Origin of the sequence: Bradyrhizobium sp. ARR65, from assembly GCF_000472385.1 — a bacterium.
Taxonomy (GTDB): Bacteria; Pseudomonadota; Alphaproteobacteria; order Rhizobiales; family Xanthobacteraceae; genus Bradyrhizobium.
Genome location: NZ_AWZU01000006.1, coordinates 61,578 through 84,566 on the forward strand (window position 1 = coordinate 61,578; position 22,989 = coordinate 84,566).

Annotated in this window: 17 protein-coding genes; 12 read left to right on the forward strand and 5 right to left on the reverse strand. The window is 63.4% G+C overall.

Features of this window, described 5'->3' with window-relative positions; genetic code table 11:
* Window positions 1-110: 110 nt before the first annotated feature.
* On the reverse strand, window positions 111-851 hold the full coding sequence (locus F758_RS0109415; protein ID WP_024507632.1) for a 3-deoxy-manno-octulosonate cytidylyltransferase: 741 nt from the start codon (window positions 849-851) through the stop codon (window positions 111-113).
* Between the two features lie 205 nt (window positions 852-1,056).
* Between F758_RS0109415 and F758_RS0109420 the strand changes: the two genes are divergently transcribed.
* The 6 genes from F758_RS0109420 (at window position 1,057) to F758_RS0109445 (ending at window position 9,674) form a co-directional block, all read left to right on the forward strand.
* Window positions 1,057-1,605, forward strand: a complete 549-nt coding sequence (locus F758_RS0109420) for a c-type cytochrome (RefSeq protein ID WP_024507633.1) — start codon at window positions 1,057-1,059, stop codon at window positions 1,603-1,605.
* A 351-nt stretch (window positions 1,606-1,956) separates the two neighbouring features.
* Complete coding sequence (locus tag F758_RS0109425; protein ID WP_024507634.1) at window positions 1,957-3,852, forward strand: extracellular solute-binding protein; 1,896 nt, start codon at window positions 1,957-1,959, stop codon at window positions 3,850-3,852.
* Complete coding sequence (locus F758_RS0109430; RefSeq protein ID WP_084305195.1) at window positions 3,804-5,735, forward strand: extracellular solute-binding protein; 1,932 nt, start codon at window positions 3,804-3,806, stop codon at window positions 5,733-5,735. Before F758_RS0109425 ends, F758_RS0109430 begins: the two co-directional genes overlap by 49 nt.
* A gap of 3 nt (window positions 5,736-5,738) precedes the next feature.
* Window positions 5,739-6,851 carry a microcin C ABC transporter permease YejB gene (locus F758_RS0109435; protein ID WP_024507636.1) on the forward strand — a complete coding sequence of 371 codons (1,113 nt, stop codon included), beginning with the start codon at window positions 5,739-5,741 and terminating at the stop codon, window positions 6,849-6,851.
* Window positions 6,851-8,029, forward strand: a complete 1,179-nt coding sequence (locus F758_RS0109440) for an ABC transporter permease (RefSeq protein ID WP_024507637.1) — start codon at window positions 6,851-6,853, stop codon at window positions 8,027-8,029. The genes F758_RS0109435 and F758_RS0109440 overlap by 1 nt, the downstream gene beginning before the upstream one ends.
* A 7-nt stretch (window positions 8,030-8,036) precedes the next feature.
* Window positions 8,037-9,674, forward strand: coding sequence for an ABC transporter ATP-binding protein (locus F758_RS0109445; protein ID WP_024507638.1), 1,638 nt, complete (start codon window positions 8,037-8,039; stop codon window positions 9,672-9,674).
* On the opposite strand, the gene F758_RS0109450 is transcribed toward F758_RS0109445, so the two are convergent.
* Together F758_RS0109450 and F758_RS0109455 are read right to left on the reverse strand one after the other, a co-directional pair.
* Window positions 9,671-10,513, reverse strand: a complete 843-nt coding sequence (locus tag F758_RS0109450; RefSeq protein WP_024507639.1) for a C40 family peptidase — start codon at window positions 10,511-10,513, stop codon at window positions 9,671-9,673. The genes F758_RS0109445 and F758_RS0109450 overlap by 4 nt on opposite strands.
* Window positions 10,506-11,891, reverse strand: a complete 1,386-nt coding sequence (locus F758_RS0109455; protein ID WP_024507640.1) for a leucyl aminopeptidase family protein — start codon at window positions 11,889-11,891, stop codon at window positions 10,506-10,508. Before F758_RS0109455 ends, F758_RS0109450 begins: the two co-directional genes overlap by 8 nt.
* A 238-nt stretch (window positions 11,892-12,129) precedes the next feature.
* Here F758_RS0109455 and F758_RS0109460 point away from each other — a divergent pair, with 238 nt between their 5' ends.
* The 4 genes from F758_RS0109460 to F758_RS0109475 all read left to right on the forward strand — a co-directional run bounded on the left by F758_RS0109460 (window position 12,130) and on the right by F758_RS0109475 (window position 17,144).
* Window positions 12,130-12,333, forward strand: a complete 204-nt coding sequence (locus F758_RS0109460; RefSeq protein ID WP_024507641.1) for a hypothetical protein — start codon at window positions 12,130-12,132, stop codon at window positions 12,331-12,333.
* A 163-nt stretch (window positions 12,334-12,496) separates the two neighbouring features.
* Window positions 12,497-13,309 (forward strand): tetratricopeptide repeat protein, encoded by an 813-nt coding sequence (locus tag F758_RS0109465; protein WP_024507642.1) that lies wholly within the window; start codon window positions 12,497-12,499, stop codon window positions 13,307-13,309.
* Between the two features lie 489 nt (window positions 13,310-13,798).
* Window positions 13,799-16,492 (forward strand): flavin-containing monooxygenase, encoded by a 2,694-nt coding sequence (locus F758_RS0109470; protein WP_024507643.1) that lies wholly within the window; start codon window positions 13,799-13,801, stop codon window positions 16,490-16,492.
* A 166-nt stretch (window positions 16,493-16,658) separates the two neighbouring features.
* Window positions 16,659-17,144, forward strand: a complete 486-nt coding sequence (locus F758_RS0109475) for an ester cyclase (protein ID WP_024507644.1) — start codon at window positions 16,659-16,661, stop codon at window positions 17,142-17,144.
* Window positions 17,145-17,218: 74 nt separating this feature from the next.
* On the opposite strand, the gene F758_RS0109480 is transcribed toward F758_RS0109475, so the two are convergent.
* Entirely contained in the window at window positions 17,219-18,157 is a 939-nt protein-coding gene (locus tag F758_RS0109480; protein ID WP_024507645.1) for a hydrogen peroxide-inducible genes activator, read from the reverse strand.
* 104 nt (window positions 18,158-18,261) lie between these two features.
* Between F758_RS0109480 and katG the strand changes: the two genes are divergently transcribed.
* Window positions 18,262-20,430 (forward strand): catalase/peroxidase HPI, encoded by a 2,169-nt coding sequence (gene katG / locus F758_RS0109485; protein WP_024507646.1) that lies wholly within the window; start codon window positions 18,262-18,264, stop codon window positions 20,428-20,430.
* A gap of 234 nt (window positions 20,431-20,664) precedes the next feature.
* On the opposite strand, the gene F758_RS0109490 is transcribed toward katG, so the two are convergent.
* On the reverse strand, window positions 20,665-21,570 hold the full coding sequence (locus tag F758_RS0109490) for a LysR family transcriptional regulator (protein WP_024507647.1): 906 nt from the start codon (window positions 21,568-21,570) through the stop codon (window positions 20,665-20,667).
* A gap of 151 nt (window positions 21,571-21,721) precedes the next feature.
* On the opposite strand from F758_RS0109490, the gene F758_RS0109495 reads away from it, so the two are divergent.
* Entirely contained in the window at window positions 21,722-22,972 is a 1,251-nt protein-coding gene (locus F758_RS0109495) for an MFS transporter (protein WP_063614889.1), read from the forward strand.
* Window positions 22,973-22,989 lie beyond the last annotated feature (17 nt).

Sequence of the window (22,989 nt, forward strand, 5' to 3'; positions counted from 1 at the left end):
CTTCTACAGCATGATCCGGAGAAATGGATAGCCGTTTTCCGAAAAGATCATGCTCAAACAAAAGGATAGAGCGGGATCACGCTTCGGGGAAACGGCATCCCCGCTCGCGCTCAGGATTTCGCCAGGATGCGGCGGGCGGTTTCGAGGTCGGCGGGGGTATCGACCCCGCGCGGCACGGTGTCGACGATGGTGATGTCGATGCGCATGCCCGCTTCCAGCGCGCGGAGCTGCTCGAGCTTCTCCTGCTGTTCCAGCGGCGAGGGTGGCAGGCGGACAAAACGTTCCAGCGCGGCACGGCGATAGGCGTAGAGGCCGATATGATGGTAACGCGGCCCTTCGCCGTGCGGGGCGGTCGCGCGGGTGAAGTAGAGCGCCCGCAGGCGTCCTCCACCGAGCGGACTGCCGACCGCCTTCACGACATTCGGATTGGTGCTCTCTTCCCCGGTGTGGATCTCGGCCGCAAGGGTCGCGATATCGACCGCCGGGTCGCGGAGCGGGGCCAGCACGTCGCGAATATTGCCGGGCGCAATGGTTGGAAAATCGCCCTGCACATTGATCACGATCTCGGCCTCCCCCCTGGGATCGAGCGTGCCGAGTGCCTCGAACACCCGGTCCGAGCCGGAAGCGTGGTCGGCACGAGTCATGACCGCCTCGCCGCCATGGGCGCGCACTGCTTGCGCGATCTCGATCGTGTCGGTCGCAACCGCCACGCGTCCTATCGCCGCCGCTTCCGCGCGGCGAAATACATGGACGATCATGGGCAGTCCCGCGATGTCGAGCAGCGGCTTGCCGGGCAAGCGGGTCGACGCCATGCGCGCGGGAATCACCACTAAAGTGCGTTTGTCCGACATCCGGGCTGGGTCTCGCTTCAAGGCTTGCGAATGGTGGGGATGGGGCGAAGGCCGGCGCGTTTATACGGGTTGCCAGAGCACGGGCAAACCGATATCTGATCGCTGTTCCCGGGGGAGGATGCGAAAGCGCGATTCCGGGGTTCAATTCCGCGGGCCGGCCCAACCGGCCCCATCATAGACGTTTCGGCTTGGGGCCTGATTCGACATGGACTCCTTCGAACTGAATAAGATCCTCGGTGCGGTTCTCGCCACCTGCCTGGTCCTCTTGATCACCAATTTCACCGCCAACGCGCTGTTTGCGCCGAAGATGCCGGAGAAGCCGGGCTTCGAGATCGCCGTGAAGGAAGAGGCGGCCGGCGGCGCCAAGGAAGCCGCCCCGGCCAAGGAAGAGCCGATCGAGAAGCTGCTGCAGACCGCTTCGGTGCAGAAGGGCGAGGCCGCCGCCAAGAAGTGCCAGGCCTGCCATACCTTCGCAAAGGGTGAGCCCAACCGCGTCGGTCCGAATCTCTGGGGCGTCGTCGGCGACAAGAAGGGCGAAGGGCGCGGGTTCAACTTCTCGGCCGCCATGAAGGCCAAGGGCGGCACCTGGACCGACGACGATCTGAACCAGTTCCTGACCAATCCGAAGGCATTTGTTCCCGGCACCGCGATGGGGTTCGCCGGTATTCCGAAGGAAAGCGAGCGCGCGGACGTCATCGCCTATCTGCATACGCTTGCCGATGCGCCGGTTCCGCTGCCGACTGCCTCGAAATAGCCAGCCAGCCAACGCCAACTGTTCCCGATAGCGGCCAGGCCTAGCCTGGCCGCTATTGCTTTGAGTGCTCGCGTTGTTGTTATAGGGACGTTTCGCCGCACGAAGCCGTGCTATCATGAGGAAAAAGCAACGTTAACCAGTCGAATCCTTGCCTTATATTGCCCCCGAATTGGAGCGTAACCCGGCCCGAAAGGCAGCCTTGAAGGCAGGCTCGAAGGGCAGGCACGGAAGGCAGTCTTGGCGAAGGCGGGGGATTCCCGGAGAGATTTCGCTCGAGCAAGAGAGCGCGCCGACGAACCAAACGGCGCTCAACTCGCTTCAAGTTATGCGATAGCGAAAGGACGTGTTGATTTGGCTATTAACCGACGACAGCTTCTGCAAAGTGGCGCCATCGCGGCGCTCGCCCCGGCCTTCGGCAATGTTGCTGGCTTCTCTGCGATCCAGCCGGCAGGCGCACAAACAGCACCTGACCTGCCCTGGCGCCACGCGCTCTCGCTCTTCGGCGACATCAAATATCCCGCCGACTTCAAGCGTTTCGACTACGTCAATCCGGATGCGCCGAAAACCGGCGTGGTGCGGCTGATTTCGATCGGCACTTACGACAACTTCAACATTGCCGTGATGGGCGTGAAGGGCAACATCGCGCCGGCTGCCACCATGATCTATCAGACGCTGATGGAGCGGTCTCAGGACGAAGTGGCCACCGAGTACGGGCTGCTCGCCGAAGCGGTCGCGCATCCCGATGACTTCGCGTGGGTTGTCTATCGTCTTCGAAAAGAGGCACGCTGGCACGACGGCAATCCGGTCACGCCCGACGACGTGATCTTCTCGATCGAGACGCTGAAGAAGCAAAGTCCGTTCTATGCATCCTACTACCGTCACGTCGTCAAGGCCGAGAAGTCGGGGGAGCGTGACATACGCTTTACCTTCGAACGTCCGGGAAACCGTGAATTGCCGAGCATCGTGGGCGAGTTGCCGGTATTGCCGAAACACTGGTGGGAGGGTACGGACAGCGAGGGACGCAAACGGGACATCTCGGCGACCACACTGGAGAAGCCGCTGGGTTCCGGTCCCTACCGCATCAAGGAGTTCGTCGCCGGCCGTTCGATCGGCCTGGAGCGTGTGAAGGACTATTGGGGCGCCAATCTCCCGGTCCATGTCGGCCAGAATAATTTCGACGAACTGCGCTTCGAGTTCTTCCGCGACAACCTGGTCGCGCTGGAGGCCTTCAAGGCCGATCAGGTGGATTGGATCAGCGAGAACTCCGCCAAGCAATGGGCGACGGCTTACGATTTTCCCGCAGTCGCGGAAAAGCGGGTCATCAAGGAAGAGTTTCCGATCAACGATTCCGGCCGCATGCAGGCGTTTGCATTCAATCTGCGCCGCGATCAGTTCAAGGACGCCCGGCTACGCCGCGCCTTCAACTACGCCTTTGATTTCGAGGAGATGAACAAGCAGCTCTTCTACGGGCAATATAAGCGCATCGACAGTTACTTTTTTGGAACCGAACTGGCCAGCTCCGGGATCCCGCAGGGCCGCGAACTGGAGATTCTCGAAGCCGTGCGCGACAAGGTTCCGGCCGAGGTGTTTACGACTCCTTACGTCAATCCGGTCGGCGGCAACCCCGAAGCTGTACGAGCCAATCTGCGCGAAAGCATGAAGCTGTTGAAGGAGGCAGGGTTCGAGATACGTAACCAGAAACTGGTGGATGCAGCGGGGAAGGCGGTTTCGGTCGAGATCCTGGTTCAGGATCCCGCGGCTGAGCGGATCGCGTTGTTCTACAAGCCTTCGCTCGAACGGATCGGCGTTACCACGTCCATCCGCGTTGTTGACGATGCCCAGTATCAGAACCGGCTGCGCAGCTTCGATTTCGACATGATCATCGATCAATGGGTCGAGTCGCTGTCGCCCGGCAATGAACAGCGCGAATTTTGGGGGTCGCAGGCCGCCGACCTGCCCGGTTCGAGGAATACGATCGGGATCAAGAACCCGGCGGTCGACACGTTGATCGACAAGATCATTTACGCCAAGGATCGCGCGGACCTCGTCGCCGCGACCCATGCGCTCGACCGCGTGCTGCTATGGAATTTCTACGTCGTGCCGCAGTTCAGCTATCCCTATTCACGCTATGCTCGCTGGGATCGCTTTAGCCATGCTGAGCCGTTGCCCAAATACGGTCGATCAGGTCTGCCTTCGCTATGGTGGTACGATGCGGAGAAAGCAGCCAAGATAGGCAAACGCGCTTGAACAAATTGATCCGTCTACCCGCTTTGTCGCGCCGACATGTGCTCGGCCTCGGCATCGCTACGCTCGCTGCGCCGTGGCTGCGCGTCGCGCAGGCCGAAGACGGCGGCCCGCAGATGCACGGCATGTCCGTCTTCGGCGATCTCAAATACCCGGCCGACTTTGCGCATTTCGACTATGTCAATCCGGCGGCGCCGAAGGGCGGCCTGTTTTCGCTGATCCCTTCGGTGAGGGCCTACAACCAGTCCTACTTCACCTTCAATTCGCTGAACGCCTACATTCTCAAGGGCGAGGGCGCGCAAGGCATGGACATGACCTTTGCCTCGCTGATGGTGCGCGCCAACGACGAGCCTGATGCGATGTACGGGCTGGTGGCCAAATCGGTGCAGATTTCGTCCGACAAGCTGACTTACCGCTTTACGCTGCGCCCCGAGGCGCGCTTTCACGATGGCACCAAGCTTACCGCGCAGGACGCCGCCTTCTCGCTCAATGTGCTCAAGCAGAAGGGCCATCCGCTGATCCTGGTCCAGATGCGTGATTTCCTGAAGGCGGAAGCGCTGGACGATGCGACGCTGGTCGTCACCTTCGCCGAAAAGCGCGCCCGGGACGTTCCGCTCTTTGTCGCGGGCCTGCCAATTTTCTCAAAAGCCTATTACTCCAAGCAGCCGTTCGAGGAATCCACACTCGACACTCCCCTGGGCTGCGGGCCGTATAAGGTGGGTAAGTTCGAGGTCAATCGCTTCATCGAGTTCGAGCGCGTCAAGGACTGGTGGGCTGCCGATCTTCCCGTCAACCGCGGCAGCTACAATTTTGATACCGTGCGCTACGAATTCTATCGCGACCGCGACGTCGCCTTCGAGGGCTTCACCGGAAAGAGCTATCTGTATCGCGAGGAATTCACCGCGCGCATCTGGGCGACACGATACGATTTTGCCGCCGTCAAGGACGGTCGCGTCAAGCTGGAAACCTTGCCCGATGAAACGCCATCGGGTGGACAGGGCTGGTTCATCAACACCCGGCGCGAGAAGTTCAGGGATCCGCGCGTGCGCGAGGCGTTGAACTACGCCTTCGATTTCGAATGGACCAATAAGACCATCATGTACGGCGCCTATGCGCGCACGCGTTCGCCTTTCCAGAACTCGGACATGGTGGCGGAGGGGTCTCCCTCGCCGGAAGAGCTGAAACTGCTGGAACCGTTCCGCGGCCAAGTCCCGGATGAGGTGTTCGGGCAGCCCTTTGTCCCGCCCGTCTCGGACGGATCGGGTCAGGATCGGGCCTTGTTGCGCAAGGCGCAGCAACTGCTCAACGACGCGGGGCTCACCGTCAAGGACGGCAAGCGCTACTTGCCGGGCGGCGAGCTTTTCACCGTCGAGTTCCTGATCGACGAGCCCTCGTTCCAGCCGCATCACGCTCCGTTCATCAAAAACCTCAACACGCTCGGCGTCGAGGCAAGCTTGCGTCTGGTCGATGCCGTACAATATCGTGCGCGCGTGGAGGATTTCGATTTCGACATCACCATCGAGCGCTTGAGCATGTCGGCAACGCCGGGCGACAGCCTGCGGCCGTACTTCTCCTCGCAAGCCGCCAAGACCAAAGGATCGTACAATCTCGCCGGCATCGCCAGTCCCGCGATCGACGCGCTGATCGAGAGGGCGATCGGCGCGGAGACGCGCGCCGATCTGACTTTTGCGTGCCGGGCGCTCGATCGCGTGTTTCGGGCCGGACGCTATTGGGTTCCGCAATGGTATCGCAGCACGCACCCCATCGCCTATTGGGACGAGTTCAGCCATCCGCCCAAGCCGCCGCGCTACGCACAAGGCGTCGGCGCGCCGGAGAACTGGTGGTATGACGCGGTCAACGCCGCCAAGATCGAGCAGGCGAAGTAGCTCATGAGCGCCTATATCGCCCGCCGCATATTCTTGATGGTCCCGACGCTGCTCGGGATCTTGTTCGTCTCCTTCGTTGTGGTGCAGTTCGCGCCGGGTGGCCCGATCGAGCGCGTCATCGCTCAGCTCCAGGGCGCCGATACAGGCGGCACGTCACGCATCTCCGGAGGCGGCGGCGATTTCGGCGCGCGCGGTCCGGGCCAGGTCGGCGCCGCCGCGGATGCCGTAAATTCCAAATATCGCGGCGCGCAGGGGCTTGATCCCGCTTTCATCAAGAGCCTGGAAAAGCAGTTCGGCTTCGACAAGCCGGCGCCGGAGCGTTTTGCGCTCATGGTGTGGAATTTCGCACGCTTCGATTTCGGCAAGAGCTATTTCCGCGACATCAGCGTGCTGCAGCTGATCAAGGAAAAGCTGCCGGTCTCGATATCGCTCGGGATCTGGATGACGCTGCTGACCTACCTGATCTCGATCCCGCTCGGGATCCGCAAGGCGGTCAGGGATGGCTCGAAGTTCGACACCTGGACCTCCGCCGTCATCATCGTCGGCTTCGCCATCCCGGGATTCCTGTTCGCCATCCTCTTGATCGTCCTGTTTGCCGGCGGCTCCTTCTTCAACATCTTCCCGCTGCGGGGACTGACGTCCGACGGCTGGTCGCAGTTTCCCTGGTATTGGAAGATCATCGACTATTTCTGGCACTTGACGCTGCCGCTGATCTCGATGGCGCTGAGCGCGTTTGCGACCATGACGCTCTTGACCAAGAACTCGTTTCTTGACGAGATCCGCAAGCAGTACGTGATGACTGCCCGCGCCAAGGGCTGCAGCGAAAGACAGGTGCTCTACGGTCACGTCTTCCGCAACGCGATGCTGATCGTGATCGCCGGCTTTCCCGGCGCCTTCATTCACGCCTTCTTTTCCGGCTCGCTTCTCATCGAGACCATCTTCTCGCTCGACGGATTGGGGCTGCTCTCTTTCGAAAGCGTGCTCAACCGCGACTACCCGGTCGTGTTCGGGACGCTTTACATCTTTTCGCTGGTCGGCCTGGTCGTGAACCTGATCTCCGACCTCACCTATATGTGGATCGATCCGCGGATCGATTTCGAGGCGAGGGAGGTCTGATGACGATCACCGCGCCGCCTCCTGTCGAGACCACCACGCGTTCGCCGCTGGGCGAGGCCGTGCCGGTTACACGGCATGCGTTCCAGCCGTCGCCGCTCAACCGCCGCCGCTGGCAGAATTTCAAGGCGAACAAGCGCGGTTTCTGGTCGTTCTGGATCTTCTCCGTTCTGTTCGTCGTCTCGCTGTTCGCCGAACTGATCGCCAATGACCGGCCGTTTATGATCAAGTTCGATGGCCATTTGTACTGGCCGGCCTTCGTCACCTATTCGGAAACCACCTTCGGCGGCGATTTCGAAACCGCGGCCGACTATCGCGATCCATATTTGCAGAAGCTGATCAAGGACAAGGGCGGCTTCATCGTCTGGCCACTGATCCGCTATTCCTATGACACGCACAATCTGGATCTGCCGACGCCTGCGCCATCGCCGCCGACCTGGATGCTGACGGAGGCGCAATGCAAGCCGGTGGTGGAGCGGAAGGGCCTGAAGAGCTGCCGCGACCTTGAGTATAACTGGCTCGGCACCGACGATCAGGGACGCGACGTGCTGGCCCGGCTGATTTACGGTTTCCGCATCTCGGTGCTGTTCGGCTTGAGCCTCACCGTCATCTCTTCCATCATCGGTGTCGCCGCCGGCGCCGTGCAGGGGTATTTCGGCGGATGGATCGATCTCGGCTTCCAGCGCTTCATCGAAATCTGGAACGCCATCCCCTCACTCTATTTGCTCCTGATCATATCGGCGGTGATGCCGCCTGGCTTTTTCGTCCTGCTCGGCATCATGTGCCTGTTTTCATGGGTTTCGCTCGTTGGCCTGGTCCGCGCCGAATTCCTGCGCGGGCGGAATTTCGAATATGTTCAGGCGGCGCGCGCGCTCGGCGTTTCCAACCCGGTGATCATGTTCCGCCACCTGCTGCCGAACGCGATGGTCGCGACCATGACCTTCCTGCCCTTCATCGTCTCCTCTTCCGTGATGACGCTGACGGCGCTGGATTTCCTTGGGTTCGGCCTGCCGCCGGGCTCGCCATCGCTCGGCGAATTGCTGTCGCAGGCGAAGGCCAACGTGCAGGCGCCGTGGCTCGGCTTCACCGGCTTCTTCTCGGTAGCGATCATGCTCTCGCTGCTGATCTTCATCGGCGAAGCCGTGCGCGACGCCTTCGATCCGCGCAAGACGTTCAGGTGAGATGCGCATGGACGCCACCAGCCAACCGCTGCTCTCGATCCGTGATCTCTCGGTGGCCTTCCACCAGCAGGGCGGTACCACTCTAGCGGTCGACAAGATCTCTTACGACATCAAGCGCGGCGAGTGCGTGGCGCTGGTCGGCGAATCCGGCTCCGGTAAGTCGGTCAGCGCGCTGTCGATTCTGAAGCTGCTGCCCTATCCGAACGTCTCACATCCTTCGGGCAGCATCCGTTTCAAGGGGCGCGAGCTGCTCGGCCTCTCGGAGAACAATATTCGCGAGATCCGCGGCAACGACATCTCGATCATCTTTCAGGAGCCGATGACCTCGCTCAACCCGCTCCATACGATCGAGTCGCAGATCGGCGAGACGCTTCACCTGCACAAGAACATCAGCTCGGCGATGGTGCGCGCGCGCACGCTGGAACTGCTGCGACAGGTCGGCATTCCCGACCCGGAAACGCGGCTCGGCAGCTATCCGCATCAATTGTCGGGCGGTCAGCGCCAGCGCGTCATGATCGCGATGGCGCTCGCCAACGAGCCTGACCTCTTGATTGCGGATGAGCCGACCACCGCGCTCGACGTCACCGTGCAGGCGCAGATTTTGGCGCTGCTCGCGGATATTCGGGCCCGTCTTGGCATGAGCCTTCTGTTCATCACTCACGATCTCGGCATCGTTCGCCGCATCGCCGATCGCGTCTGCGTCATGAACGGCGGCAAGATCGTCGAGCAGGGCCCGGTCGAACAGGTCTTTACCGCGCCCAAGCATCCCTACACCCGCGCGTTGCTCGCCGCCGAACCGAAGCCGGACCCGGCACCGCCGCGACCGCATTCGCCGGTGGTGATTTCCGCTGATGATTTGAAGGTGTGGTTTCCGATCAAGCGCGGCCTGTTGCGCTCCACCGTCGGCCATATCAAGGCCGTGGATGGCGTCAGCGTTGCCGTTCGCAAGGGCGAGACGCTCGGCGTCGTCGGCGAATCCGGCTCGGGCAAGACGACGCTCGGCCTCGCGCTCTTGCGCCTGATCTCCTCCAATGGGCCGATCGTATTTCTCGGGCGGAACATCCAGGGCCTGCGCTTCAAGGCGATGCGGCCGTTCCGCCGCGACATGCAGATCGTCTTTCAGGATCCGTTCGGTTCCTTGAGCCCGCGCATGTCGGTCGGCGATATCGTCGCCGAAGGTTTGACTGTGCATCAACCCTCGCTGTCCAGGGCCGAGCGCGAGGAGCGCGTGATCCAGGCGCTGGAGGACGTCGGGCTCGATCCGGAGACACGCTACCGCTATCCGCATGAATTCTCGGGCGGGCAGCGCCAGCGTATCTCGATCGCGCGCGCGGTGGTGCTGGAGCCGAATTTCATCGTGCTGGACGAGCCGACCAGCGCGCTCGACATGCTGTTCCAGGCGCAGATGGTCGATCTGTTGCGCGAGCTGCAGCGCAGGCACGATCTCACCTACATGTTCATCTCGCATGACCTGCGCGTGGTCGCCTCGCTGGCCAGCCATTTGATCGTGATGCGCCAGGGCAAGGTGGTGGAGGAGGGGCCGGCGACTACATTGTTCAAGAGCCCGAAGACCGATTACACCCGCGCTCTGTTCGCCGCCGCCTTCCGTCACGAAGCCGCCGCGAACGGAGCGGTCGCGAGCTAAAGCCGCTTGATCGTCACGATGTCGCTGCCGGCCGCCTTGATGCGGGCGATCGCTTGCCGCGTGTTCTCGATCGCAGTCGCCATGTGAAATGCATTGGCGTGCACGATCGTCTCCCCATCGCGGACGATCGCGACATGGCCCGTCCAGAAGATCAGGTCACCACGCTGCAATTGCTTAGCTGCTGCGGCATCGAGTGCGCGGCCGATGGTGGCCTGCTGCATGTCGCTATCGCGCGGGCATTCGAGGCCCACGGCTTGAAGCGATAGCTGCACGAGGCCTGAGCAATCGATGCCGAGACTGCTCTTGCCGCCCCACAAATAGGGGGTGCCGACAAAGCGTTCGGCGACCGCAACGAAGTCGGGCGCATGGCTGTCGAGGCCTGCAAGATGCGATTTCGGCAGGTACCAGCCATCGCGCGTGATCGCGAAGACGCCGTCTTCGCGCGTGATCGCCAGGCGCGTGCCCATCACCAGCGTCTCCGTCGGCGGCAGCTTGATCGACGGGCCGGGAAAGGCGAAGGTCCGCAGCGCGATGACCTTGTGCGTCGGCGCGACGACCGGTGTTGCGAGCGCGGCGTCCGGAAGCCAGCCGACATAGCCATCGGTTTCGAGCTGACCCCAGGCCCAGCCCTCGCCGTTGCGATCGTAGATCGTGACACGCTCGCCCTTGAGCGCCTGCGTCGACAGCATGGCCTCAGAGGAAGGCGCCTCGCGCAGCGGCGCGAGCGCGTCGCAGATCTCGAAGGTCTCACCTTCGACAAAACGCTCCGCCGTCACCTTGCCTTCGAGAAATTTGGCAGCGATGTCGCCGCGAGCGGGCGTCAGGCGCGGGTCAAGCATAGCGTTCCCCGAGCAGCCGGAAGACTGCGCGCGCCGCCTGACACTCGCCGCCCTCGGGCCGGGCAGGCTTCGCCTGTGGCGTCCAGGCGAAGATGTCGAAATGCAGCCAATGCTTGGCGTGCTCGACAAAGCGCTGCAGGAACAGCGCGCAGGTGATCGAGCCGGCAAAGCTGCCCGATGGCGCATTGGTGATGTCGGCGACCTTCGCATCGAGCCAGCTATCGTACGGCCCCCACAGCGGCATGCGCCAGAGCGGATCGTTCTCCTCGCGCGCCCAGCGCGCCACGTCCTCGGCGAGCGCGTCGTCCTGGGTATAGAACGGCGGCAGATCCGGCCCCAGCGCCACCCGGGCGGCGCCGGTGAGTGTGCCCATGTCGATCAGGAGATCCGGCTTCTCCTCGTCCGCATAGGCCAGGGCGTCGGCGAGGATCAGCCGGCCCTCGGCATCGGTATTGCCGATTTCGACCGACAGCCCCTTGCGCGAGCGGAAGATATCGAGCGGCCGGAAGGCATTGCCGGCCACCGCGTTCTCGACCGCCGGGATCAGCACGCGCAGCCGGACCTTCAGCTTCGCATCCATCACCATCTGCGCCAGCGCCAGCACGTTGGCGGCGCCACCCATGTCCTTCTTCATCAGCAGCATGCCCGAGGAGGGTTTCAGGTCGAGTCCGCCGGTATCGAAGCAGACGCCCTTGCCGACCAGCGTCACCTTCGGGTACGCGGGATCGCCCCAGGAAAATTCGATCAGTCGCGGCGCGCGTATCGAGGCTTGGCCGACCGCATGAATGAGCGGAAAGCCTTGTTTGAGTTCATCGCCGGTGATGCAGCTGAAGTGCGCACCAAAGCGCGCGGCGACCTCGCTCGCGGCAACGGCCAGTTCCTCCGGTCCCATCTCGTTGGAGGGCGTATTGATGAGGTCGCGGGCGAGCATCGCCGCCTCGGCAATCCCGGTGATCTCGGCGACATCGATGCCGTCAGGCGGCACCAGTTTGACCGCTGGCGCCTCCGCCTTGCGATACCGGCTGAAGCGGTAGCCGCCGAGAGCAAAGGCAAGCGTTGCCAGACGCGCATCATGCGGCGCGTTCGCGAAACGATAGGTGCCTGCCGGCAACAGGCCCGGCAGCGCCCCAGACCTGAACGGATCGCGCGACTTGGCGGTTGCATCCTCCAATCCGAACACGACCTGCGCGATTCCGCCGTCGGCGTCCGGCAGCGTCAGGCAGGCGCCGGGCTTGGCCGCAAAGCCGTTCGCCGCAGCAAATTGCTGCGCGGAAGAGGACAGCGTGGCGCGGGTCGCCTCCCATGTGGATTTGCTGACGAAGATGACGGGAACCGCCGAAGCGGCAGCAGTTGGCGCGGTTTCGAACGGAATCGGCATGCATGGCTCGTCTACAAAGGCGCTTCTTCTTTAAGGAGCGGATCAAGGCCCGCTTTCCGGATGAGGAAGACTTCGCAAAGTTTTGTCGCGCCCGCAATCGCTGAGATCTCACGGCTGTCAGCGGCAGCACGCCGATGTGCTATGTTCCGGTCCCAATCGGTTCAGCGGAATGGTCGCGCCTCGGTACAGATGTTCAGGACCGCGCGACCATTGTCGCAGAGATATCGGGGGAAATGCGATGGATGCTGTGCTGGGTGTGCTCTCCTTCATCGGTCACGCGATCGAGGCGGTGCTGAACTATGTCGAAAGCCATCATTGGGTTTTCGGGCTGCTGGCACTCGGCTACGTCTTCTACCTGCACGACCGCGCCCTGCATGCGCGTTTCGATGAGCTGGACAAGCGGCTCGACGAGGTCAGGAAGCGGCTCGCGCTCGAATATTGAGCGGTGCGTCCGAGCCTCGAGACGCTGATCCTCGAGATCTCTCCGCGGCTTCGGCGCGAACTGTTAGCCGTAACTCGCGGAGCGTCATTAACCGGGCGTTAGGGTTAACGGTTTATTGCTGGCGCATTCGGATCGATCCCTTGCCGCGAAGAATCACCTGTCCATGCGTCAGCAGTTTAGTCCCGCCCGGCTTCTCGCATCCGCGGCCCTGACGGCGGTGTTGGCCGCTGGCCTTGGCGGCTGTCAGACCATGTCCGACATCACGGGATCGATCACCGCCAAGTCGGAGCCGCCGCCTGCAGCCGATCCGCAGCGCGCGATGGAAGCCTATGGCGACCGCTACCGCGCAAATCCCCGGGATGCCGATGCAGCGTTGGCCTATGGCCAGACGTTGCGCGCCAATGGGCAGCGCGCGCAGGCCGCGGCCGTGCTCGAACAGGCGACCATCGCCAATCCCGGCAACAAGCAACTGCTTGCCGCTTGGGGGCGCGCGCTCGCCGACAACGGCAATTTCCAACAGGCCTTCGACGTGCTCTCGCGCGCCCACACGCCTGACAATCCCGATTGGCGCATCCTGTCGGTGCAGGGCACCACGCTCGACCAGATGGGGCGGCACGAGGAGGCGCGGCGCTATTACGAGAGCGCGCTCAAGATCGTGCCGGGCGAGCCGTCGGTGCTGTCCAATCTCGGCCTGTCCTACATGCTTTCGAAGGATCTGCCCAAAGCGGAGCAGATGCTGCGCCAGGCCTATGCCAGTCCGAAAGCCGACGCGCGGGTGCGGCAGAATCTCGGCCTCGTCGTTGGCCTGCAGGGACGCTTCGCCGAGGCCGAAAGCATCGTCAAGAGCGACCTGCCGCCGGACGAGGCGGCTGCGAACGTCGCTTACTTGCGCGAAATGCTGAAGGGCAAGGACAACACCCGCGCGGCGGCTGCCCGCAACACCGCGCCGCTCGCGGATCTCAACCGTCCGGACTAGCTCGCAGGCACAGCCCGCGCCGCGGCCGACGAAGCATTGGATTCGGCGTTGCTCCACCGTCGTCCTGGCGAAAGCCAGGATCCAAAACCACAGGCCGGTGTTGTGTAAGGCAACCGCGGCGCGCAGCCTATTGAGAGATTCCGCGGTACCGCAATGAGCGCAAATGCTCAGGCGAAGGTCCCGGCTTTCGCAGGACGACGGCGCTGAGGCATCCCGATCCAATTGTCAAACAGCCACTCACTCCGCTCTCGTTGTCCGGCTTGACCGGACGATCCAGTATTCCAGAGACGGCAGGGCCTTAACTGAGAAGCCGCGGCGTACTGGATGCCCCGCATGCGCGGGGCATGACGAGGGAGAGGACGAGCGTCCATACTGGATCGCCGCGTTCGCGGGCGGTCCGTAGGAAATCGCGTATCGAATAGTCCGCGTGACAAAGCGCGCGCGGGGCGATAGCCTGCGACAAAACAAAATTTGCACGGGAGGAATGGCATGCCAGATGCAATGGTTGCTGCACGTGCTTCAGAGGCCGAAAGCGGCAGTGCGACGCAACAGGTCGACGTCGCGGTGGTGGGTGCCGGCTTTGCCGGCCTGTATCTTCTGCATCGCCTGCGCAAGGCCGGCTTCACGACGACAGCGTTGGAGGAAGCAGATGAGGTCGGCGGCACCTGGTACTGGAACCGATATCCCGGTGCACGCTGTGACATTCAGACCATCGACTACAGCTACACCTTCGATCCCGAACTCGAGCGCGCGTGGACATGGTCGGAGAAATACGCGACCCAGCCCGAAATTCTGCGCTATCTCGGCTTCGTCGCCGATCGTTATGATCTGCGGCGCGACATCCGCTTCAAGACCAAAGTCACGGCAGCAACGTGGGATGAGGCGAGGCAACGATGGCTGCTGACGACCGATGAGGGCGCTTCCGTCTCCTGCCGCCACTACATCATGGCTACGGGGTGTCTTTCCGCGCCCAAGCCCCCGGAGATCGATGGCGTCAAGGACTTCAGAGGCGAGGTCTATTTCACCGGCCGCTGGCCGCATGAAGAGGTTAAGCTGACCGGCAAGCGCGTCGCGGTGATCGGGACAGGATCCTCAGGCATCCAGTCGATCCCGATGATCGCCGAGCAGGCGGCGCAGCTCACGGTTTTCCAGCGCACGCCTAACTTTGCCATGCCGGCACACAACGGTCCTGTGCCGACGGATCGCCTTGCTCTATTGGAAAGCAATCGCGCCGGCTATCGTGAGCAGGCGCGCTGGTCACTGACGGGCGTTCCTTACCCGCAGCAAACAGCTGTGAGCTGGCAACTCAGCGAGGCCGAGCGCCGCGAACGCTTCGAGAAGGCGTGGGCCACCGGCGATCTCGTCTATATCCTGACTCAGCTTTGGGCCGACCAGGGCGTCGATACCGAGGGCAACGCGGTGGTCGCGGAGCTGATCCGCGAGAAGATCCGCGAGATCGTGAAGGATCCCGAGACGGCCGAAGCGCTGACCCCGCACGATCATCCGTTCGGGGCCAAGCGTCCTTGTCTCGATACGAATTACTACGCCACCTACAACCGGCCTAACGTCACGCTCGTGAACCTGCGGCAGGAGCCGATCGAGAAGATCACGACCGGAGGCATCAAGACCGACAAGCGCATGTTCGATGTGGACGTCATCGTGTTCGCGACCGGCTTCGATGCCATGACCGGAGCGATTACGGCCATTCACCCGATCACTGGCCGCGGCGGACGATCGCTATCCGAGGTCTGGGCGCATGGACCGCAAACCTATCTCGGGCTTACGGTATCAGGTTTCCCCAATCTATTCATGATCACCGGGCCAGGCAGTCCGTCGGTGCTGTCGAACATGGCGGTGTCGATCGAGCAGCACGTCGACTGGGTCGTTGATCGCCTGACTGCGATGCGCGATGCCGGTTTCACCACGATTGAGGCGACTGATACGGCGCAGGCGGGTTGGGCACGGCATATGGCCGATTGTTCGATGCTGACGCTGCATCGGCTGGCCAACACCTGGTACACGGGCGCGAACGTGCCGGGAAAGCCGCAGGGCGTGATGCCTTATACCGGCGGTGTCGGTCCCTATCGCAGTATCTGCAACGAGATTGTCAGCCGCGGCATGTTGGGCTTCAGACTGACCGGCCCCGACGTCGCGGAGCAATGCAATGATGGCGAAATCGTTCGCCTGCAGCCGGATGTCCGGCTGGTTCTGAACATGCTGGCAGAGATGAAACTGCCGCCCTTGGAATCATTCGGAGCGCAAGGCTTGCGCGACTTCGTCGCTCAATTCAATGCCGCGCGTCCCGCCGGCCGGCCGGTCGGCGAGGTCGTCGATGGCACGCTGCCGAGCGCCGATGGCCCGTTGCGCTATCGGTTGTATCGGCCGGCAACGCCTGGGCCGCATCCGATCGTGGTTTATTTCCATGGCGGCGGCTGGGTGTTGGGTGACGAACAATCCGACGATCCGTTCTGCCGCGATATGTGCCGGCGCAGCGGCATGATCTTTGTCAGCGTCGGCTATCGCCATGCGCCCGAGCATCGCTTTCCGGCTGCGGCGGAGGACGGCTATGCAGCGACGCGCTGGATCGCCGAGCACGCGGCGGACCTCGGCGGTACACCGGGGCCCGTGCTGGTGGCGGGCTGGAGCGCCGGCGGCAACATCGCTGCCGTCTCCTGTCAGCTCGCGCGCGATCGCGGTGGGCCGGCGATATCGGGACAGCTTCTGGTCTGCCCGGTCACTGATTGCACGTTCGATCGTCCATCCTATAACGAAAACGCGGCGGGCTATTTTCTCACGCGCTCGTTGATGTACTGGTTCTGGGACCTGTACTGCTCGCCGGCCGATCGCACCGATCCGCGCGTCTCGCCGCTGCGCGGCGACTTGGGAGGCCTGCCGCCGGCCTATGTGGTGACCTGCGAGTTCGATCCGTTGCGGGACGAGGGGATCGCCTACGCGGAGGCTCTGGCTGCCGCTGGTGTCCCGGTCGAGCAATTCAAGGCGCGCGGGCATTTCCATTCCTCCTTCACCATGGTCGACGTGGTCATTACCGGCGTCAGCGGCCGCGTGCAGATGGCGGAAGCCTTGCGCCGCTTCGCCGGACTGCCGCTCGAGGCGAGACGAGAGGACGAAAGCATGCGAGACCGGGCTGTCCCGCTGCACAAGATCGCCGCGGCCGCATCATAGCGCGGAGTGTCAGGCGAATTTGAACTGCTGGGTGGCGCGGACAAATCGGTCCCGTCTCAGTCCCGTCCGCGCCTGGCTCGCGTGCGATCGCCATGGCCGCTCGCGCGCGTGACTTCGAGCGGCAGAAACGCTAGCTGTCCGGCGTTTTCCGAAAAGGGAGAAGACGATGGATCGCAGAACCATCTTGGCAGTGCTCGGCGCGGCGACATTGGTCCCCAGCCTCGCGCGAGCCGAGACGACCACGCCACGCCAGGTCGCGGACGCCTTTGCCGCGACATTGTCGGCCCACGACATGGACGCTTTTGCCGCGCTGTTCGCCGACGACTATGTCAACCATCAAGTCAGCGCCGCGGCACCGCCCCCGCCGCCGGGAATGTCCGCCAAGCAGGCGAGCGTCGGCTTCTTCGCGGCGCGGCTGAAAGGCCTTCCGGATCTCAAGGTCTCGATCGAGGCGATGGTGGCGGCGGACGACAAGGTCGCCGCGAGTTTTGTTTACGAGGGCACGCATCAGGGTGTGCTGCTCGGCGTCGCGCCGACCGGCAAGCGCCTGCGCTTCACGTCCTGCGACATCTTCCGGACCGCCAGCGGCAAGATTGCCGAGCATTGGGGCATGGGCGACATCGCCGGCCAGCTTGCCCAGATGAAGAGCTGACCCCGCGGCCAGCTCAGTTTGTGCTGGTCGTTGCGGCGGCTCGTGAGAGAGCCCTCCACCAGGAGGGCGGTTAGCTAGGTTCGTCGATTGCCCTTTGCCGATCTCGTACCGTACTGCTCACGCAAGGCGTCGGCCGACAAGGACACCACCTCGGAAATTTGCAGGAGCTGTCGCGCCAGCGGACTTGTCTTGCGCCAGACCATGCCAACGGTTCGCGAAGGCTGCGGGTCGTCGAAGCGGGCGACAGACACGGGTGCCGAGCGCGTCTCCACCGCCACGGCCATTTCCGGGATCAAGGTGACGCCGAGGCCCGCGCTCACCATCTGAACAAGCGTGGACAAGGAGCTCGCGTCCAGCACCTCCCGCGGCGTGGACGACTGCATCTTGCAGAACGACAGGGCCTGATCGCGGAAGCAGTGTCCCTCTTCGAGCAGGAGCAGCCGCATCTCGCGCAGTGCTTCGGCGCTGAGCACCGGCGCCGCCTCATCTTCACGCGGGCGGACCAGCAGGAAATTCTCCGAGAACAAGGCGACCTCGGTCAGCGAGGGTTCGGACACCGGCAGCGCAACGATCGCCGCGTCAAGCCGACCCTCGCTGAGTTCCTGGATCAGCTTCGGCGTCACCGTCTCGCGAACGTGAACGTCAAGTTCCGGGTGCATGCGCGTGAGATTAGCGATGACCTTGGGCAGCAGGTAGGGCGCAACGGTCGGGATCATGCCGACCCGCAGCCGGCCCACGAGCTGGTCACGCGAGGCTCGCGCGAAATCTCCGAGTTCATCGATCGATCGCAGGATCTCGCGGACGCGCTCGGCGAGTTCTTGGCCGAACTTCGTCAGCACGACCTGGCGCGCATTTCGCTCGAGCAGCACGCCGCCCAAGGCTTCTTCGAGTTCCTTGATCTGCATCGACATCGCCGGTTGCGTGATTGCACACGCTTCAGCCGCGCGTCCGAAATGGCCGTGACGTGCCAGGGCATCGAAATAACGAAGCTGCCGGAGGGTAAATTGGATCATCAGGAAAGCTTATCGTAACAATCACGAAAGTCAATTTCCCCTGATGGAATGCGAGGCCTAGATTGGACACACGCGGTGCAGAGAACTACCACAGGAGGCGATTTATGGATGATACAACCAAGTGCCCGTTTTCGGGCACAACGCGCGCGCGCACCAACCGCGATTGGTGGCCGAAGCAGCTCAATCTTCAGGTTCTCCACCAGCACTCCAGCCTCTCCGATCCGATGGGCGAGGCATTCGACTATGCCAAGGAGTTTAGGAGCCTCGACCTGAATGCCGTGATCAAGGACCTGCATGCCCTGATGACGGACTCGCAGGAGTGGTGGCCGGCCGACTTCGGCCACTATGGCGGACTCATGATCCGCATGGCCTGGCACAGCGCGGGCACCTACCGCATCACCGACGGCCGCGGCGGCGCCGGTGCCGGCCAGCAGCGTTTCGCGCCGCTCAACAGTTGGCCCGATAACGCGAACCTCGACAAGGCGCGCCGGCTCTTGTGGCCGATCAAGCAGAAATACGGCCGCAAGATCTCCTGGGCCGACCTGATGGTGCTGGCCGGCAACGTCGCGCTGGAGTCGATGGGCTTCAAGACGTTCGGTTTTGCCGGCGGCCGCGCCGATGTGTGGGAGCCGGAAGAACTGTACTGGGGTCCCGAGGGCACCTGGCTGGGCGATGAACGCTACAGCGGCGAGCGTCAGCTTGCCGAGCCGCTCGGCGCGGTGCAGATGGGGCTGATCTACGTCAATCCGGAAGGGCCGAACGGCAAGCCGGACCCGATCGCGGCGGCCAAGGACATTCGCGAGACGTTCTTCCGCATGGCGATGAACGATGAGGAGACCGTCGCCCTGATTGCCGGCGGCCACACCTTCGGCAAAACCCATGGCGCCGGCGATCCGTCGCTGATCGGCCCGGAGCCGGAAGGCGGCGCCATCGAGGACCAGGGCCTCGGGTGGAAGAGCAAGTTCGGCACGGGCGTCGGCGCTGACGCGATCACCGGTGGTCCGGAAGTGATCTGGTCGCAGACGCCGACCAAGTGGAGCAACTACTTCTTCGACAACCTGTTCAAGTACGAGTGGGAGCTGACCAAGAGCCCCGCTGGTGCGTGGCAGTGGCAAGCGAAGGGAGTCGAGCCGTCCATTCCGGACCCGTTCGACAAGTCGAAGAAGCGCGTGCCGACCATGCTGACGACCGATCTCTCGCTGCGCATGGACCCGGCCTACGAGAAGATCTCGCGGCGCTTCTACGAGCATCCCGACCAGTTCGCGGACGCGTTTGCCCGCGCCTGGTTCAAGCTCACCCACCGCGACATGGGGCCGATCGCGCGTTACCTCGGGCCGCTGGTGCCGAAGGAGACGCTGATCTGGCAGGATCCGATTCCGGCCGTCGATCATCCGCTGGTCGACGAGAAGGACGTCGAAGCGCTGAAGGCGAAGATCCTCGCGTCAGGCCTCACCGTGTCTCAGCTTGTTGCAACGGCCTGGGCATCGGCATCGACCTTCCGCGGCTCGGACAAACGCGGCGGAGCGAACGGCGCACGCATTCGCCTTGCCCCTCAGAAGGACTGGGAAGTCAACGAGCCGGCGCAGCTCCAGACCGTGCTGCAAAAGCTCGAAGCGATCCAGAAGGAGTTCAATGCCTCCGCAACCGGTGGCAAGAAGATCTCGCTCGCCGATCTGATCGTTCTCGCCGGCTGCGCCGGCGTCGAGAAGGCGGCGAAGGACGGCGGCACCGCCGTGAAGGTCCCCTTCACGCCGGGGCGCATGGATGCCTCGCAGGAGCAGACCGACGCGCCTTCTTTCGCGCCGCTCGAACCGCGGGCCGACGGCTTCCGCAACTATATCGGCAACAGGCACCAGTACATGATGCCTGAGGAAGCCCTGGTCGATCGGGCACAACTCCTGACGCTGACCGCGCCCGAGCTGACGGCGCTCGTCGGCGGCCTGCGTGTGCTCGGTGCCAACGTCGGCAAGTCCAAGCACGGCGTCTTTACCAATAAGCCCGAGACGCTGACGAACGACTTCTTCGTCAACCTGCTCGACATGCGCACGCAGTGGGCGCCCGCCGGGGCCGACGGCGTGTACGAGGGCCGCGACCGCAAGACGAACGAGCTCAAGTGGACCGGCACCCGCGTCGACCTGATCTTCGGCTCGCACTCGCAATTGCGGGCGTTCGCCGAGGTCTATGCCTGCACGGATTCGAAGGAGAAGTTCGTGAACGACTTCGTGGCGGCCTGGAACAAGGTGATGAACCTCGACCGCTTCGAGCTCGCCTGATTTCAGGCGCCGGCGAAGGCTATCAAGGACACAGGGCGGCGTTTCAAGGCAACTTGGAACGCCGCCCTAGGCGTCATTGCGAGCGGAAGCAAAGCAATCCAGACTTTCTCTGCGGATGCAATCTGGATTGCTGCGTCGCTTTCGCTCCTCGCAATGACGGTGGTTGAAGGCGCTCGTTCGGCGGATGCGCTGGCTCCAGCTTCGATTCCTGCGCGGCTCGCGCGCCGCCGATCATCATCTCGGCGATTGCAGCTCGGTCGCGTTGAGCCGTAACAGCCGCACGAAATCGAGGGCGGCGGGCGATAGCGAGCGGTCTTCGCGATGGGCGACGTCGATCTCGCGCGTGACCATGGGGTCGATCAGTTCGCGCGCGACGAGGGATTTTGTCGGTAGAGCCGAGAGGGCATAGAGCGGCAACACCGTGATGCCGAAGCCGGCCTCGACCATCGCGAGGATCGTGGTGAGTTGATCGAGCTCGAAGGCCGGCTCCGCGTTCAGACCGGCCGCGGCGTAGCCCTGCTCGATCTGTTCACGGATGCCGTTGCCGCGACGAAGCGCAATCAGCGGCACGCCGGCAAGATCACGCCAGCGCGGGCGCGCGATGGCCGCGAGCCGATGGTCGGCACGGCAGAGCAGCGCGATCAGGTACGGCACCAGCGGGATGCGCGCGATGCCGTCCTCGTTGCGGCGGAAAGTCCCGACCGCAAGATCGATATCGCCGGACGTCAGAAGCTCGTGGACTGCCGCCAGCGAGCGGTCCACAACGCTGACCGCCACGCCGGGCGATGATTGCGCAAACTCTCGGATCGCCTTCGGCAGCAGTGCCGCGGCGAGCAGCGGCGGCGCGCCGACCTTGATGTGGCCGCGCCGGCGCGCGCCGACGTCGCGGGCGCGGCGCAGCGCGCCGTCCATGTCGCTCGTGAGGCGCCGCGCGTCGTTCAAGAATTCAACCGCGGCGGCGGTGAGCTGCACCCTCCTTGTGGTGCGGTCAAACAGGCGAAAGCCAAGCTCGGCTTCAAGTTCCCGGATGAGGCTAGATACCATCGGCTGCGCCATACGCAACCGCTCCGCGGCGCGGGTGAAATTGTGGGTCTCGGCAACCGCGATGAACGCCTCGAGCTGGCGAAAGGTAACGGCCATTGCTTGGCTGCGAAGCCTCCTCATTTATATGGATTTCGTATTACTCTATAATTGAACAGCGTGTTGTAAAATAATTCCTATCTCCCTACGGTCCGGCTAAGCGCTGCACGCCGAAACAGCCGCGAAATGGCAGCAGACCCGGGGAGGATGAATGGGAGAGCCCGCGTTTCCAGGAGAACTCGCAGTGCCGCTCGGCGGCGAGAGGATCTCCACCGGCTGGCTTGTGGTGTTCGGCTCGACGCTGGCGCTGATCGTCGGCAATGGTCCCATCATCCTCTTCACCTTCGGCGTGCTGCTGCAGCCGATCAGCGCCGAGTTCGGCTGGCAGCGCAGCGTGCTTGCCTCTGCTGTCGTGACCGCCCACGTCACCGGCGCGCTGGCGATGCCGTTCGTCGGCACCGTCGTGGATCGCGTCGGCGTCCGCGGCATCGCGCTGCCCGCGATCGTGATCTTCGCGCTCGCCACCGCCTCGGGCGGCTTGCTCGGCGCAAGCCCGATCGCGTTCATCCTGCTCTACGGCTTTCTCGGCATCGTCGGCGCCGGCCATTCCACGCTGACTTACGGACGCGTGGTCTCGACCTGGTTCGACGGGCGGCGCGGGATCGCGCTCGGCGTCACGCTTGCGGGCATCGGCATCGGGGCCGCCCTGATGCCGAAATACACGCACTATTTCGTCGCCGCATATGATTGGCGCCACGCCTATTTCGCGCTGGGCGCGCTTCTGCTTCTGGTCGCCTTTCCTTCCGTCGCGCTGTTCGTCCGCGAGCGGCCGCAACAGGACCGTTTGGAAATAGTGATCGCCGAGGGGCTGACGCTTGGGCAGGCGCTGCGCGGTTATCGTTTCTGGTTCGCGGCCGCGGCGATGATGTTCGCCGCCGCGGCGATCAACGGCACCATCGCCCACATCGTGCCGATCCTCGTCGACCGCGGCATCGCCGCGGGCACCGCCACCACGGCGGTGGCGGCCGCCGGGCTGTCCTTGATCGTCGGGCGCATCCTGTCCGGGCTCGCGCTCGATCGCTTCTACGGTCCCTATGTCGCTGCGTTCTTCTTTCTTGTCCCCCTCGTCGGCATGATGATGCTCGGCATCGGGGCTACCGGACCGGTCGCAGTCGTCGCGGCCGTGTTGCTCGGGCTGGGCATCGGCGCCGAGGGCGACATCATGGCCTATCTCACCAGCCGTTATTTCGGCATGGCCCATTATGGCGTCGTCTATGGCTGCATCCTGGCCTTTTTCACGCTCGGGTCCGGCCTCGGTCCATGGATCATGGCGCATGCCTTCGATGCCAATCGCAGCTATGCGACAGGGCTGATCGGCCTCGGTCTCACACTGCTCGCGGCCGTGATGCTGGTCATCTCGCTTGGTGCCTATCGTTATCCGCCACGAGAGCGATCGCGCTGATCCGCGCGGTAGCACTA

Bases quoted from the DNA above. Each gene is read 5' to 3' on its own strand.
- F758_RS0109415 (WP_024507632.1), bottom strand. From the start codon at position 851: ATGTCGGACAAACGCACTTTAGTGGTGATTCCCGCGCGCATGGCGTCG.
- F758_RS0109420 (WP_024507633.1), top strand. From the start codon at position 1,057: ATGGACTCCTTCGAACTGAATAAGATCCTCGGTGCGGTTCTCGCCACC.
- F758_RS0109430 (WP_084305195.1), top strand. From the start codon at position 3,804: ATGGTGGTACGATGCGGAGAAAGCAGCCAAGATAGGCAAACGCGCTTG.
- F758_RS0109435 (WP_024507636.1), top strand. From the start codon at position 5,739: ATGAGCGCCTATATCGCCCGCCGCATATTCTTGATGGTCCCGACGCTG.
- F758_RS0109440 (WP_024507637.1), top strand. From the start codon at position 6,851: ATGACGATCACCGCGCCGCCTCCTGTCGAGACCACCACGCGTTCGCCG.
- F758_RS0109445 (WP_024507638.1), top strand. From the start codon at position 8,037: ATGGACGCCACCAGCCAACCGCTGCTCTCGATCCGTGATCTCTCGGTG.
- F758_RS0109450 (WP_024507639.1), bottom strand. From the start codon at position 10,513: ATGCTTGACCCGCGCCTGACGCCCGCTCGCGGCGACATCGCTGCCAAA.
- F758_RS0109455 (WP_024507640.1), bottom strand. From the start codon at position 11,891: ATGCCGATTCCGTTCGAAACCGCGCCAACTGCTGCCGCTTCGGCGGTT.
- F758_RS0109460 (WP_024507641.1), top strand. From the start codon at position 12,130: ATGGATGCTGTGCTGGGTGTGCTCTCCTTCATCGGTCACGCGATCGAG.
- F758_RS0109465 (WP_024507642.1), top strand. From the start codon at position 12,497: ATGCGTCAGCAGTTTAGTCCCGCCCGGCTTCTCGCATCCGCGGCCCTG.
- F758_RS0109470 (WP_024507643.1), top strand. From the start codon at position 13,799: ATGCCAGATGCAATGGTTGCTGCACGTGCTTCAGAGGCCGAAAGCGGC.
- F758_RS0109475 (WP_024507644.1), top strand. From the start codon at position 16,659: ATGGATCGCAGAACCATCTTGGCAGTGCTCGGCGCGGCGACATTGGTC.
- F758_RS0109480 (WP_024507645.1), bottom strand. From the start codon at position 18,157: ATGATCCAATTTACCCTCCGGCAGCTTCGTTATTTCGATGCCCTGGCA.
- katG (WP_024507646.1), top strand. From the start codon at position 18,262: ATGGATGATACAACCAAGTGCCCGTTTTCGGGCACAACGCGCGCGCGC.
- F758_RS0109490 (WP_024507647.1), bottom strand. From the start codon at position 21,570: ATGGCCGTTACCTTTCGCCAGCTCGAGGCGTTCATCGCGGTTGCCGAG.
- F758_RS0109495 (WP_063614889.1), top strand. From the start codon at position 21,722: ATGGGAGAGCCCGCGTTTCCAGGAGAACTCGCAGTGCCGCTCGGCGGC.